This is a genomic window from Vibrio profundum (assembly GCF_050337555.1).
Classification (GTDB): Bacteria; Pseudomonadota; Gammaproteobacteria; order Enterobacterales; family Vibrionaceae; genus Vibrio; species Vibrio profundum.
Genome location: NZ_JAKJTA010000029.1, coordinates 1 through 14,034 on the forward strand (window position 1 = coordinate 1; position 14,034 = coordinate 14,034).

Here is a 14,034-nt window from a genome sequence, read left to right on the forward strand (position 1 = left end):
ACGTATGCTAAATCGTTCTCCTTCAACGATTTCTAGGGAAGTCGCTCGTAATCGAGGGCGTCGTTATTACAAAGCGGTTGATGCTGACAATCGCGCCAAGCGCATGGCTAAACGCCCAAAGCTTGGGGTCTTAGAACTCAATCGAGAACTTAGAAAAATCATCATATCAAAACTTGAGCTTAAGTGGTCTCCAGAGCAGATATCTGGGTGGCTAAGAGTTGAGTATTCGCGTAGAAAACATATGCGGGTGTCGCACGAAACGATATATAAATCAATTTATGTTCGAGCAAAAAGTATCATTCATCATACGTTCACTCAGTATTTACGAAGAAGCAGACCAATGCGCCACAGTCGATATCACCGTCGAAGTGGCGATCGAAGCTTTACGAATATTGTAAATGGAATTTCTATACATGAGCGTTCTAAGAATATTGAGAATCGTAAATCTGTTGGCCACTGGGAGGGTGACCTTGTTTCGGGCTCAAGAAATACGCACATTGCCACACTTGTAGACCGAAAGTCTCGCTTTACTATTATCCTTAAATTAGCCGGTAAAGACGCTGAATCTGTACATACGGCACTATTGGCTGCGTTCAAACAAATGCCTGAGCAATACCGTAAGTCTTTAACGTGGGATAGAGGAATGGAGTTAGCCAAACATGCAGAGCTAACAAAACAAATCGGCATTCCCGTTTATTTTTGCGATCCTCAATGCCCATGGCAAAGAGGTACTAACGAAAACACGAACGGTTTGATAAGACAATACTTCCCAAGAAAAACAGACTTATCACCCCACTCACAAGCGAAGCTCAATGATGTAGCTACCCAATTGAATGAGCGTCCTAGAAAGACATTGAATTTTAAAACACCTTCACACATGATTGAAAAGAGTGTTGCGCTGATCATTTGAATCTACAACCGTGTACTTTGCAAGGGAGTCACAGAAAAGTACACGTTCATAAAGAAGCAACTTCAGCGATATCCATTGAAGGCGATGTGTCAGATCCTTGGAATACAACGTAGCGGCTTTTATGCATGGCAACGAAAGCCTGTGAGGTATCGGGCTCAAGATGACCAACGCTTACTTAGCAAAATTAAACCGTTTTGGCTCGAAAGCGGCTGTGTTTATGGCTACCGAAATATCACTATTGACCTTAGAAGTGATGGAGAGTGCTGTGGCAAGAATCATGTTTACCGATTGATGAAGCAAGGCAAAATAAAGGCTGTACGCAGTTATAAACGTCATCCCGGTTTCTACTCAGGGGAAAGCTAACCTTGCAGCGCCAAACGTTTTGGATAGAGAATTTAATATTGATAAATCCGACAGCTCTTAGATCACAGACTTCACCTATATTCGCATTCATGAATGTTGGCTCTACCTGACTGTTGTTATAGATCTGTTTTCTCGAAAGATCATTGGTTGAACAATGAAAAACAGCCCTAAAATTGATCTCGTAATCGATGATCTGTTGATGGCGATTTGGTGCAGAAGGCCGAAGAATAGGTTCTCATTCACTCAGCTCAAGGTGTTCAATATACCTCGAGTGAATGGCGAAGCTTCTTAAAAGAGCAAAGTATGGAAATAAGCATGATCCGTAAAGGAAATTGTCACGACAACGCTGTCGCGGAGAGTTTCTTCTCATTGCTCAAAAAAGGTCGAGTAAAGCGGAAAATCTATATAGCCCGTGACGAGGTTCGCTCTGATATATTTGATTATATCGAGTGTTTCTATAATCCCAGACGAAATCATGCTACCAATAGTGGGCTGTCCCCAAATGAGTACGAAAGGCTGTACTTTTAGAAGCTTGAGAGTGTATATACCCACTCAACTTGAAGGTGCAGGTTTGAGGATCTGAAAATCATCATTAATCCGAGATGCAGGAGTGTCGGCAATATCAGGTAATATCGTCATAAAATAACACTTTATTGTTGACTCGAATTTTCGTTTATTAGCAAAATGCACGTTATTTCTAACCTGCTCACTCATTACTTTCCAGAGCCGATCAATTGGGTTTAAATTAGGGCTATAGGGGGGAAGATAATGAAGTTCAATATTGAGAACTTTCGCCGCATTTTTACTAATTCCGTTCGGTGATATCCTGCACCACCTAAGATAATGTGAACTTTTTGTTCTGGCTCCGAAGCATAAATTACTGGGTCATTACATTCGTCAGCATTGGCGCATAGAAAATAGCCAGCACTACATATTAGATGTTGTTTTTAAATAAGACAGCTCGCGAATGGTCATGAAAGATGCGGTAGAGAATATTGCTTTGTTCAGACGTTTTGTGTTGAATCTTCTTAAGCAGTGCAACTGTGGTACTCGCAGTCAAAAGTTGAAACTTAAAAAAGCGGGTTGGTGTGATGATTACCGAGCGCAGGTCTTCGGCAATCAACTCACTTTCAAAGACAGAACAAGCGTTGAAGCATTATCTGAACTTGGCTTCTCTGCCCGGGAAATAGCGATAAAAATGGGGCGCAGTAACAAGACGGTAGCGACGAGTTAAAACGTTGTCCAAAGGGCGAACATTGTGCACAATAAGCTCATGATCAGGCAATGAAAACCAAGAAAACATCAAGAAAACGTTCAAATCTAACAGAATGATTTCAAAGTAAATTCAAGTCATTACTGCAAATTGGCCTGAGTCCAGAGCAAATATCTGGGCGACTTTCCATTGAGTATCAGGCGCTGAGCATTTCGACAAACACGTTATATTCTTGGATGAAAAAATTAGGTTATTCCAACTTACTCCCCAGAAAAGCGAAGCCCTACAAGAAGAGAAGTTCCTCAGAAGCAGACGCTCGTTTGATACCTAACCGAATCGATATCCGTGAACGCCCTGCTATTGTGGGTTTAAAGGAAGAAGTTGGGCACAGGGAAGGCGATAGCGTCTATGGACAGGATGGCTATTTCGTGACAATAGTTGAACGTGTTAGCAAATCATTTCTCACTTGCCGCGTAAAAAAAATCAAAAAAAGAAGTCACACGAGCCCTTAATAAGACTTTAAAACCTTATAAATCAATCTGTAAACCATTACCGCTTAATAACGGTGGCGAGTTTACTGGTCATCAGGAAGTAAGCAGATCGCTCAAGTGTGACATTTATTTCGCTAAACCCTATTGCTCATGGCAAAGAGGATTAAACGAAAATACGAACGGTTCACTTCGTCGCTTTTTTCCTAAAGGGATGAAAATCAGTACCGTGTCTAATCGAGACATTTGGAAGGCACAATTATTGATCAACACAAGGCCGAGGAAAAACATTAAACTATCTCAGTCCTTATGAATTTTTGACTGGCAAAAGGTCATGACGCCTATTGGTTGACTCAATAAAAGTACCGATGACCTTGTCGTGCATGGCTTCTGACTTGAAAAAGCCAATCGTTTTTCTCACTAACCTCTTTAACCGAGTTCGCAAAGTGAGATTGGTTCGTTCGACTCTCTGTGTATAGCGTTTGCCCACAATGTATTTTTCGCGGGGTAAATATGCCTTGTAAACACTGAAATCATTAGTACAGAAGAAGTTCACGGTAAAGGGAGCCAGCAAGCTTTTGAGGCGTTTAAATGCTTGGCTGTTCCGCTTTCCAAATGCGTGAGCAATAATACGTTTAAACCTCGGCTCCCATGCATACCACAACCAACGCTGATTCTTTTTATTCCCCACAAAAGACCATTGCTCATCGACTTCACAAATCAGTTCAATATTCGCGGCGTCGAATGGGATTGTGGTTACTTGCCTTGGTTGGAGTTTTTTAAAGTGCGCAAAACGGTGTTGTAACCGACTTTTAGCACTCGCCCTGTATCTCGTAGCCCTGAGCTGTTCATCGCCATGTCGACGATCTTTTCTTTCACGCCTGGTTTGCAGGCTTCATAAGCGTAATTGAGGAGAAAGCTTCGTTTACATTCCAAACAGCGGTATCTCTGAATACCCCTCGGGTTGCGTCCATGTTTCACAACAGGATCCGTTTGAGAACAAAAGCAACATTCCACGTCAACAATAGCCATAATTCAATCCATGCAAAAAGAGAAAGATTATACACTAACTCAACCACTTGGAGTCATGACCTGGCAAAAGTGTGTCGCTTATTGCTGAGATCTAGGGCGCTCCTGCTTCTGCCTATTTTAGAATCGATAAGATCTGGCTGTCTGTGTATCGCGATTTTTCCATGAAGTTATTTTTCGGGGGGCTACCAATGTAGGGTATACCCTATATTGTGGCCTTCTGACTCTTAAGGGTTGGATAGCACAACGAGGTTTATGGTAAATTACTTTTCTAACAAAAACCAAGTAATATCATCCTGAGGAGCATGATTATCTCTTTTATAAGAAAAACCATAATCAACTAGCTTTAAATCATAATTATCGATCAAGTCACCAGCAAAATCGCGCTTAAACAATCTATCATCATGACCTCGATATGGAACACTTACAGGAGTAGGGTTATAATACTCCGCAACTAAAACATACCTATTAGTTCCGTTTACAAGGTTGTCATACACATCACTTAAATAGTCTGGATTAATATGTATTAATACTCCATCCGTAAAAGTTAAGTCTACTTTCTCATCATTAATGTTATCTAAAATAGAACCACACTTAATATTTGCCACATTAAAGTCGCTAGCTATACGAGCAGCATCCTTATTTATTTCATACCCAAACAAATCTAGACTTGGATTCAAGCCTTTAAGCGCAACTAAATTAAGCCCAACATTACACCCAAGTTCTCTAATTTAATTCACACCATTAGCCGCACGTAACATCTTGGACCACATGGCAACCTTTGAATAAAGAAACCGCTTACTTTCATTGCGTTCAATATACTCTCTACCAAAGCTCTCAGCCCAAAAGTTTTCCTGTTCAGTTTTATACATTTACACACCCTAAAGAAGCCAATGTAATATTTAAATATCCTAAATGAAAAAAACTAAACATATAGAACTTAATGTTCATCTTATACTCAATATATTGAATCCGTAAGCTAAGTCTCAAAAACAGAATCATTCTATGAGTAAGTGCTGCTGGCGTGAACTCAAGTTTCTCGCTACAGTCTTCCCCGATTTTATGCAGTGGACTCTGGCAGCAAGAGCATTGTTTCTCAGCGTCATCAAGGTCGAGTACGATGCGTTCGCGGGGTAAATCTTTAGGAAGTGGTTTGCGTTTACCGCGCTTCTTCTTGGTCGTGACAGAGGTGACGACCTCTTCGTCTTTTGCCATTTCGCATTCAGCTTCATTGAAGAGGTCACCTTGCACATCATCGTAAGGTTTTAACGCCTCTGAACGTTTAGCGAACTGGCGGTCAAGAGCAAGCTTAAACTGTTCAATCAACGATTGGCGCTCTTGTCACCACTCTTTTCTTTCTGATATTAACGTTTTTACCATCACTGAAGCTCGGCAATATCTTGACTTTTTGGGTTAATATCAGGCGTCGTTTTCATGGTATTCATTATACTAAGACCAAGTAGATAACGCTTGGTATATCAGGCTTCATTCTCGCTTAACTCATTGTAAAATTGTTCATTTCAACAGGTTCATGGCCGATTATTGTGAAGCCAGAGAGGGTAATATCTCCCTTTAATAACTGCACCGTCGAGTAGAACGTTTGCTGTTTAGTGTAAAGGCGGCCTCCCATTATTGGCTTTGTGAGGCCTCTCGTGATTGTAGAACCAAAGCCACTTAGTGGCCATATCCTGTACTTCATTGAGCGAGTCAAACAAGTATTTTCTGACCCAACTAAAACGCACCGTCCGATTAAAGCGCTCGACATACGCATTTTGTTGAGGGTTTCCAGGTTGAATGTAATCGATGCGGATCGATTTATCCTTAGCCCATTGAATAAAATCACCACTGATAAACTCTGGCCCGTTGTCACAACGAATGGCCACCGGCTTATCACGTTGTTCAATCAAATTATCTAACGTTCGAATGACTCTTTGTGTGGGCAATGAAAAGTCGGCTTCAATCGCGAGACCTTCACGTTAAAATCATCAATGATATTCAACAAACGATAGTTTCTGCCGTCTGAGAGCTGATCGTGCATGAAATCAATCGACCATACCTGATTTGATTTGAGCGGATCTTTTAGGGGTTCCGGTACCTGACGATTCAACCTTCCTCTTGGCCGAATGCGCAGATTCAATGACAGTTCGCAATAAATACGGTAGACGCGTTTGTGGTTCCATGGATGCCCTGTACATTGCGCAGGTAATCAAAACAAAGCCCGAAACCCCAATCAGATTCTCGCTCCGTGAGGTCTATCAATAAACGGGCGATTTGTTCATTTTCAGGTTGCCGCTGCGGTTGATATCGATAACAGGTTTCACTGACTCTAAACCATCGGCACGCTTGTCTGATACTAATCTCATGAGTGGCCACTGAATGCTGAGCGACGGTCCGACGCTCACAGGACTTCACCACTTTTTTGTCATGGCGTCCTGGATGACTTCAGCTTTCAGGCGTTCTTCCGCGTACATTTTTTTGAGTCGTCGGTTTTCTTCTTCCAACTCTTTCATCCGAGTCATTAACGAGGCGTCCATTCCACCGTATTTCGTTCGCCATTTGTAAAACGTGGCAGAGCTCATGCCGTGCTCGCGACAAAGCTCAGGGACGGCAACTCCAGCTTCCGCTTGTTTTAGAATCGATAAAATCTGACTGTCTGTATATCGTGATGTTTTCATCGTGAACTTCCTGCATTAATAATACGAGAAAATTCTACTTGTTCATGCGGTTATTTTTCGTGGGGATTACCAGAGCAGTCTGTCGAGTTCACATTGAGTGAGGGTAAACGGGGTTCTTCTCTTGTGACGGCCATTTAAACTTGGCTTTTTCAAGACGTTTATACCAAAGTGCGAAGCCCGTTTTATCCCAGTACAATGCTTTGACTTTAATGACAAGGATCCAATCAACTCAGCAATATAGGTAGCAGGTGTCCCTTGGGGGAGACTTAACTCAATATCGTTAAACGACAGTGTCATGTTAGGGACGCGAGGTTGAGTGGCTTGGAAGTGAGTGGTTTTTTCGATGACTTGCGCTTTCACAAAGCGACTACTTTGTTGAAAGCGTCGCTGCTTAGAATAGAACGTAGATAAGCTGAGCCCATTTCGCTTACAAAAGGCTCGTTGTGTCAGGCTGCTCGTTTGGTATTGTTCGAACAACCTTTGCCATTTTTGGTTGGTACGTCTTTTCGGCATCATCATCTCCCTTGGATTGTAGAGACATGATCTTAAAAGAAAAAGAGAGTTAGAATGTGGACTTTATGCTTCGCTTACACACAGAAAGTGGAAGACACGCCGTGGTCATTATGGATGGAGCGGGTTGGCATGCCGACGACGTAGCCGATGAGTTTGAGAATGTGACTATTCTCAAACTCCCCCCCTTATTCACCAGAGCTCAACGCCATAGAACAAGTTTGGAGTTGGCTGAGGCAACGCTGTTTGGCTAACCAAAGTTTTCTCGACTACGACGATATCGTGGAGCAAGTTTGTGAAGCGTGGAACCGGTTTCTATCCTGCTCAAAAAGAGAGTGACAAACCTGTGTACAAGGGGCTGGATAATATGACCAGTTAATTTTACAGATTAGTATTAGAGCGAGCCCTGTGAAAGGAAGAGCTGGATAAAACTAAGCCCGCCTAGATGAGGCGCCAGTGTCAACTTCTGAATCTTTGACGCTCTACTGCCTACTATCAAAATTAGGAAACGAATATATAAAACCCGTGAAATGGCCCGAGCCGATATGTTTGGCTATATTGAAATGTTTTGCACTCGGATGGGGTGCCTTCACACCTCAACAGGGTGAGCCAAGAGGCGTTTAAATCAGCCTAAAAATGAGTCTTGCATGCGTCTATGGTTCTCTGAGCAATTCAGTGTTCAAGTATGGGTATCGAAGCTTTGTGAAACTAATATTTGGTCACATCAATGAGAAAGCTCTCATTTGTAGTTTGGCTGTGTTTGTACTGACCTCTTCGAAAAACCAAATTTATTAACCTCCAGAAAATCTTACGGTTACGCTTTCTGACGTACAACGGCGTATTGAGCGTGGAACCAATGTCGCTCACTTTCTCAAAACGTCCCAGCCCGGTGGAACCATAGTGAATGTTCAGATTTATCTTATCCATGTTGGAACGAAATACCGCTTCAATAAGATCGTGGATTTTTCTATTGGCGATCTCTGTTACCAAACTGTCTTTTCTCTGTCCCATTAGATAGGGGCCGGTATCGACATCATCAAAATATACTACGCCGCCTTTTTTTAAATATGGGAACCAGCCGAATATTTCCTTATATACATGCTCTGAAGTATGAAGTGAATCGATATAAATAACATCAATACCATCTTTCAATATTGGTGCGGCGTCAACGATATTCTTAACATCGGCTGAGTCACTCTGAATAAATGTCCACATATCTGAATCGGAGACATCTTTACAGTTTCTTATATCAATGGAGATTAATTGCGAGGATGGTTTTTGGTCTAGTGCATTCAGAAAGACTTTGGTGCTTTGCCCTCTGTCGACCCCAAGCTCAAGCACTGTCGCATGAGGTAGCCGTAAAACCTCTTCATACATTTCAAGCAGCTGAAAAGCTGCAAATCTGGCTTCGGTTTTTTTGGATGAAAAGCCAATTAAGTCATCGATATATTTCTGATATATTTTTTTGTTCTTATTCAAATCGATTAGCTCCTTTCGAAAGTGTTTCTATTACTTAATAATCCATCACAATACGGTATCAATCATTTGTAGCGAGTGTGCGGTGTTTACTTCATCGCACATGAAGTTACTCAAGTGGAATGTGTATGGCATCGTGAGCAGAAGGTAGCCTAGAGGTTTGTGCGCCGCTGGTTGATATTAGAATTTGACCCCATACAGCGCATCGTCGAATATTCTACTAAGGTTTATTGAGTAACAAAATGCCCAATATTTATAAAATAGAAGGGGGTGTTTGATACGTCAACGTGTTAATCCCCTCGCTTCATAAAGCTCAATTTTCCTGACGAACGGCACACCTAATCTAATGTCTTTAAGTTAGCCAACGTTTCGTCAACTTGATCGTTATATACGCGCAAGATGAGTTTGGCGTTGGTCAGTTGCTTATATCGATACATGGCTGTCTCGGCCAGTGACCGTTTGTGATATCCGTAGGCGCTGACCTACTTTATCTTTCTCGGGTTTACTCATTTCCGCTCCCCTTTGCCAAACACTTTTAGATTAATCGCATCGATAACAATATGGCTGACGGCTCCTCGACTTGATGACCTATTACGCCACTCAACCGTTTTCGCCCTTTTACTATAGCAACTGTAGGATGGCGAAACGAGTGGTACTTTCATCAACGATGATAGTGAATTGATGAGCCTTCTAAAACGCGCAACGGCAGTTTAAAATCCTTAATCATCAAAGTCGTTTCAATGGCCATATCTGAGAATTGAAACCCTCGTCCGCGGTGATCATGATGTTCTTTGCTACGCCATTTTTAATTACTGCTTCATCAAGCTAAAAGGTGACCGAATCTCTGTTTACAAGCGTTTGATTGTATTATTTCCCATTGTCATTCCCCTAGTTGACCTATGAGAGTTCTGATCGCTAGAAAAGGTAAAGCTCAGTAATTTAGGAAACAATATCAAATAGAAGGAGGCGGTAGAGTAAGGGGGCTAATTATAGTAACTATTAAACCATTCTGCAAAGTTAGCTACACCTTGCTCCACAGGCATGCTTGGGCGGTAGTCAAATTGTTCAACTAGGTCATCAACATTTGCCCAGGTATCTGGCACATCACCAGGCTGAATAGGTAGAAATTCTTTCTTGGCTTTCTTGCTTAGGGCCTTTTCTAGTGCGCCAATGTAGTCCATTAGATTTACTGGTTTGTTGTTGCCAATGTTATATACGCGCCAAGGTGCTTGGCTGGTGCCGGCATCTGGGTTATCACTTGACCAGTCTGGGTTCGGTGGAGCTGGATGATCGAGGATGCGAATTACGCCTTCGACTATATCATCAATATAGGTGAAATCACGTCGGTGGTTGCCATTGTTAAATACTTTTATGGATTCACCCTTGGTGATGGCCCAAGCGAATTTCTGTAGTGCCATATCCGGGCGATCCCAAGGGCCATAAACGGTAAAAAAACGCAGCCCGGTGGAGGGTAAGCGGTAGAGGTGGCTATAGGTATGAGCCATTAGTTCATTAGCTTTTTTTGTGGCAGCATACAGGCTGAGCGGATGGTCTACGTTATCGTGAACAGAAAATGGCATAGAGGTATTTGCGCCGTATACGCTGGATGAACTTGCATAGACTAAGTGTTCTACGCCATTGTGACGACAGCCTTCTAGAATGTGTCCAAAACCTACCAGATTACTGTCAATGTAGGACAACGGATTTTCCAATGAATATCGCACACCAGCCTGTGCAGCAAGGTTAACAACTCGTTGTGGCTTATAGGTTTTGAATAGCTCTTCTATGCCCTTGCGATCAGCTAAGTCGATACGAATATGAGTGTAATTGCTCTTGCTTTCCTGGCGAGCTAAACGAGCTTCTTTTAAAGTCGGGGTGTAGTAGTTGTTGTGATTGTCGATGCCGATTACTTCGTCGCCACGCTCCAGCAATCGAAGAGACAACGCTGAACCGATGAACCCCGCAGCTCCTGTGACTAGAATTTTCACGAATCTCTCCCAAATAAGTCGCGTGTATATACCTTGTCTCTTACATCCTCCAGCTCAGGGCACATTCGGTTGGCAATAATTATATCAGCCTTGTACGTGAAATCGGATAGGTTTTTCACGACAGGTGAATAAAAAAAATCATCTTCGATTAGGGATGGTTCGTAAACTATTATTTCGATACCTTTAGCTTTGATTCGCTTCATAATACCTTGGATAGCTGAAGCTCGGAAGTTGTCGGAATTGGTTTTCATGACCAAACGGTAGATACCGACTACCTTTGGATTTTGCTTCAAAATCTGACCAGCAATAAAGTCTTTACGTGTCGTATTGGACTCAACAATCGCATGAATCAGGTTTTGTGGAATCTTATCGTAGTTTGCTCTTAGTTGCTTGGTGTCTTTGGGTAGGCAGTAGCCACCATAACCAAAACTGGGGTTGTTATAATGGTTGCCGATTCGTGGATCCAAGCCAACGCCTTCGATAATAGGTTGGCTATTCAGACCGTGTACCTGAGCGTAAGTGTCTAGTTCGTTAAAGTAAGCCACACGCATGGCAAGGAAAGTATTAGCGAACAGTTTGATAGCTTCTGCCTCAGTGCTATCGGTATATAATACTGGGATATCTTTCTTTTCGGCCCCTTCAAGAAGTAGTTCAGCAAAAGCCTTCGCGCGTTCTGAGCGTTCACCTACCACGATGCGAGATGGATGCAGGTTGTCGTAGAGTGCTTTTCCTTCGCGAAGGAATTCCGGCGAAAATAGAAGCTTTTCGGTGTCTAGTTCTTTTTTTATTCTTACGGTGTAGCCGACGGGGATTGTTGATTTTATGACCATTATCGCGTTTGGGTTAATAGACTTAACATCCTTTATGACAGATTCTACTGATTTGGTATTGAAATAGTTTGTTTCTGGATCATAGTCAGTTGGAGTGGCGATAATGACAAAAACTGCGTTGGCATACGCTTCGTTTTTGTCGAGTGTAGCGCGAAGGTTTAGTTGCTTAGTTTGCAAAAAAAATTCGATCTCTGCGTCGACTACGGATGATATTTTATCATTAATCAGCACTACTTTTTCGGCCAGAATATCTAGTGCGACTACTTCGTGATTCTGGGCTAACAACACAGCATTTGAAAGACCGACGTAGCCTGTACCTGCGACTGCAATTTTCATATTTTTAGTTTTCTTGTTTGTTAAAGTTTATCGTAGGAAGTTGTTGAGCTTTTGGCATCTAGGCGTTTATTCCTAAAACGGAGAACAGCTGTAAAAATGGAGAAGGATCGTTATTTGGTGCGTGGGCCAGAGTAGGTATTGAAAATGGACCCAAGCACGCTACCGCCAAGGTATGCAGTGAGCCGCACCCGTATTAATACTCTTGGTACTGATAAATCAGAAACTTGGATGGAGCCTTAAATCAATCTAAACTCTTTGTATTTTATACTGAAATGAAAGTTTTATTGTGGTTTATATCGCAGATGTGTAATCTGGCTCATCTGTAACTTCATTTTTGGCATGGTTCAAATCCACTAAAAAGATAAGGTGTAACAGAACGGAGCGCTCTTTGCTTCTGGACTGGGAGTAATTATTTACAGGGTCAACCTCCCAGATAGAACACTCTCGCCACCGTAATTTACATGGTTTTATGCTGAAGCTTTTGGGAGGGCTTACCATCGCTGATTGCCTGAAACCAGAAAAGCCATCGCTGAACATATCATGCACAGAAAAAGCTGGGCTTACGACGATGGCTTAAACCGATCTTAAGCTAAATATACTCGCTGCGTTTTCGATCTACTCCTTTTTCCAGGTGATAATTTGATTTGCATGAAGGTTATATAAGTGGACCCTATAGGTCGGACACATCAATGGATTCTTTAAGTAGCTAATCCGGTTCATGCCGCGTATCTCTGTTTACCGAAAGACACTTCATCAGGGGGGATATAAAATCGTTGAGAGTGTATTCGTCTTAGCCAAACCATTACGGATACGTCGGCTGCCCATAAAGGGGCATGGAAGATGGATTTCGTCAATCATGCGCCGTAACACCCACTCTTCCTCCGGCAGCTCTACTGGTTGATAGTAGGCAGTAGAGCGTGACAGGTTCAGAAGTTGACACTGGCGCTTCATCGAGACTAGCTTCGTTTTATCCAGCGCTTCCTTGCGCTGGGCTCGCTCTAACGACCGAGCACTTTGACCAATAAATCATTTTCCATGGTCTATTGACCGATCTTAGCGTGAAGGTTATCTTTCTGAGCGAGTTCAGATACGGTCTTATCGCCTTTCGCTGCCGCAGAGCCACCTTAGCTTTGAAGTCGGGTGAGTGGTTTCTACGTTTTCTAGTCATAATTTTCTCCAGTATTCTGGTCATTATTACTATGGATTAGCCACTTAGTACTGTGTCCTTAAATTAGGGGCCACTTCTTACGATTTGTCGCTGATTCAAATACCACTCTGCCGTTATTCGAAGTCCTTCATCCATACTAGAAGGTGGAGACCAGTCGAGAACTCTCTTGGTATAGCAAATATCAACTTGAAGATTTCCAAGCAAACGTTGGGCAATATCTTGCTTACCAAGTAGCTGCGCGCCAAGTTTAAGCATCGATGAAGGAACAGGAAGTAGTCGAGTAGGCTTACCCAGCGCTGTACTCATACTCCTTAATAATTCAGTTGTGGAACGATCTTCATCATCGCTCACTAGAAATGTCTGATTGGCGGCTGCAGGTTGATCAATGCAGGTGATGATTAGATCCACAAGATTGCTAATACTAACCATACTACGTTGATTATGGATTGCGCCAAGAGGGAGTAGAATGCCTTTATGTAGCCAACCAAGCAGAGAGAGAAAATTACCTTTAACGCTTGGTCCATAAACCAAAGGAGGCCTTATGATGACAACCTCTAGGTCAGTTCTTACTGATATTTCTTGCAAAGCCTGTTCGGCCTCCCATTTTGAAATACCGTATGCATCTCTAGGAAAAGCATTATCATCAGAAGTAAAGCAAGTCCCAGAATTTGTTCGCTCACCATTTACTTTAATCGAACTAATAAAAATGAAACGCTTAACACCAGCATCCGCTGCTTGTTCAGCTAAATTTCGTGTTCCATCAACATTAACAGCACGGTAAGCTGCCAGAGCATCGATTTCGGTTTCATTCATAATGTGAGTTCTGGCTGAGCAATGAACGACACAGTCGATGTCAAGAAGAACATTAGACCAATTCGTGTCAGGTTTGATATTTTCAAAGGCACACAAATGATTTCGATATGATGATGTGAGATCAACCGATGATATCGAACGAACTATTCCACGAATCTCATGTTCACGAGCAACCAATTCAGAGCATAATTCGCTCCCAACAAACCCTGAAGCTCCAGTAATAAGCGTAGTCACT

8 protein-coding genes and 12 pseudogenes are annotated in these 14,034 nt (G+C 42.4%); 7 read left to right on the plus strand and 13 right to left on the minus strand.

Translation table 11 applies throughout. The features are described 5' to 3' along the window. Positions 1–910: IS30 family transposase (locus tag L4C34_RS19255; RefSeq protein ID WP_428790949.1), on the plus strand; the 910-nt coding region annotated here is incomplete at its 5' end. A gap of 9 nt (positions 911–919) precedes the next feature. Next, positions 920–1,801, plus strand: a pseudogene (locus L4C34_RS19260) (IS3 family transposase); the annotation flags it as partial. A 24-nt stretch (positions 1,802–1,825) separates the two neighbouring features. Here L4C34_RS19260 and L4C34_RS19265 read toward each other — a convergent pair. Then, a pseudogene (locus L4C34_RS19265) lies at positions 1,826–2,130 on the minus strand (transposase); the annotation flags it as partial. 2 nt (positions 2,131–2,132) lie between these two features. Between L4C34_RS19265 and L4C34_RS19270 the strand changes: the two are divergent. Together L4C34_RS19270 and L4C34_RS19275 are read left to right on the plus strand one after the other, a co-directional pair. Continuing rightward, positions 2,133–2,387 (plus strand): annotated as a pseudogene (locus L4C34_RS19270) (transposase); the annotation flags it as partial. A 6-nt stretch (positions 2,388–2,393) separates the two neighbouring features. Next, positions 2,394–3,312 (plus strand): annotated as a pseudogene (locus L4C34_RS19275) (IS30 family transposase); the annotation flags it as partial. On the opposite strand, the gene L4C34_RS19280 reads toward L4C34_RS19275, so the two are convergent. The 6 genes and pseudogenes from L4C34_RS19280 to tnpA all read right to left on the minus strand — a co-directional run. Next, positions 3,282–4,006, minus strand: a protein-coding gene (locus L4C34_RS19280) for an IS1 family transposase (RefSeq protein WP_428790950.1) whose coding sequence is annotated in 2 segments (ribosomal slippage) — positions 3,282–3,757 and positions 3,757–4,006 — 726 coding nt in all. Because the reading frame shifts where the segments join, the coding sequence is not laid out codon by codon here. The pseudogene L4C34_RS19275 and the gene L4C34_RS19280 sit on opposite strands and share 31 nt — an antisense overlap. 260 nt (positions 4,007–4,266) lie before the next feature. Further along, entirely contained in the window at positions 4,267–4,734 is a 468-nt protein-coding gene (locus L4C34_RS19285) for a pseudaminic acid biosynthesis-associated methylase (protein WP_428790970.1), read from the minus strand. Then, on the minus strand, positions 4,735–4,875 hold the full coding sequence (locus tag L4C34_RS19290) for a class I SAM-dependent methyltransferase (protein WP_428790951.1): 141 nt from the start codon (positions 4,873–4,875) through the stop codon (positions 4,735–4,737). It abuts the gene before it with no gap. 139 nt (positions 4,876–5,014) lie between these two features. After that, positions 5,015–5,439 (minus strand): annotated as a pseudogene (locus L4C34_RS19295) (IS66 family transposase); the annotation flags it as partial. 171 nt (positions 5,440–5,610) lie between these two features. Further along, positions 5,611–6,678 (minus strand): annotated as a pseudogene (locus L4C34_RS19300) (IS3 family transposase). A gap of 210 nt (positions 6,679–6,888) precedes the next feature. Next, a pseudogene (gene tnpA, locus L4C34_RS19305) lies at positions 6,889–7,191 on the minus strand (IS66 family insertion sequence element accessory protein TnpA); the annotation flags it as partial. Positions 7,192–7,271: 80 nt separating this feature from the next. On the opposite strand from tnpA, the pseudogene L4C34_RS19310 reads away from it, so the two are divergent. Both L4C34_RS19310 and L4C34_RS19315 read left to right on the plus strand, forming a co-directional pair. Beyond that, a pseudogene (locus L4C34_RS19310) lies at positions 7,272–7,559 on the plus strand (transposase); the annotation flags it as partial. 123 nt (positions 7,560–7,682) lie between these two features. Continuing rightward, positions 7,683–7,822: pseudogene (locus tag L4C34_RS19315) on the plus strand (IS3 family transposase); the annotation flags it as partial. Between the two features lie 74 nt (positions 7,823–7,896). Here L4C34_RS19315 and L4C34_RS19320 read toward each other — a convergent pair. The 4 genes and pseudogenes from L4C34_RS19320 to L4C34_RS19335 all read right to left on the minus strand — a co-directional run bounded on the left by L4C34_RS19320 (position 7,897) and on the right by L4C34_RS19335 (position 11,818). Beyond that, positions 7,897–8,667, minus strand: a complete 771-nt coding sequence (locus tag L4C34_RS19320) for a class I SAM-dependent methyltransferase (RefSeq protein ID WP_428790952.1) — start codon at positions 8,665–8,667, stop codon at positions 7,897–7,899. A 506-nt stretch (positions 8,668–9,173) separates the two neighbouring features. Next, positions 9,174–9,531: pseudogene (locus tag L4C34_RS19325) on the minus strand (transposase); the annotation flags it as partial. Between the two features lie 116 nt (positions 9,532–9,647). Beyond that, a complete protein-coding gene (locus L4C34_RS19330) occupies positions 9,648–10,652 on the minus strand; it encodes an NAD-dependent epimerase (protein ID WP_428790953.1) in 1,005 nt (334 codons plus the stop codon). Then, a complete protein-coding gene (locus L4C34_RS19335) occupies positions 10,649–11,818 on the minus strand; it encodes a nucleotide sugar dehydrogenase (protein ID WP_428790954.1) in 1,170 nt (389 codons plus the stop codon). The genes L4C34_RS19330 and L4C34_RS19335 overlap by 4 nt, the downstream gene beginning before the upstream one ends. A 427-nt stretch (positions 11,819–12,245) precedes the next feature. Here L4C34_RS19335 and L4C34_RS19340 point away from each other — a divergent pair. Continuing rightward, a pseudogene (locus L4C34_RS19340) lies at positions 12,246–12,395 on the plus strand (IS982 family transposase); the annotation flags it as partial. Between the two features lie 212 nt (positions 12,396–12,607). Here the strand turns inward: L4C34_RS19340 and L4C34_RS19345 are convergent. Both L4C34_RS19345 and L4C34_RS19350 read right to left on the minus strand, forming a co-directional pair. Further along, positions 12,608–12,986: pseudogene (locus L4C34_RS19345) on the minus strand (IS3-like element ISVpa4 family transposase); the annotation flags it as partial. Between the two features lie 63 nt (positions 12,987–13,049). Beyond that, positions 13,050–14,033 carry a UDP-glucose 4-epimerase family protein gene (locus tag L4C34_RS19350; protein ID WP_428790955.1) on the minus strand — a complete coding sequence of 328 codons (984 nt, stop codon included), beginning with the start codon at positions 14,031–14,033 and terminating at the stop codon, positions 13,050–13,052. Position 14,034 lies beyond the last annotated feature (1 nt).

Excerpts from the sequence above, each read along its gene's own strand:
- L4C34_RS19335 (WP_428790954.1), bottom strand. The coding sequence starts at position 11,818 with ATGAAAATTGCAGTCGCAGGTACAGGCTACGTCGGTCTTTCAAATGCT.
- L4C34_RS19290 (WP_428790951.1), bottom strand. The coding sequence starts at position 4,875 with ATGTATAAAACTGAACAGGAAAACTTTTGGGCTGAGAGCTTTGGTAGA.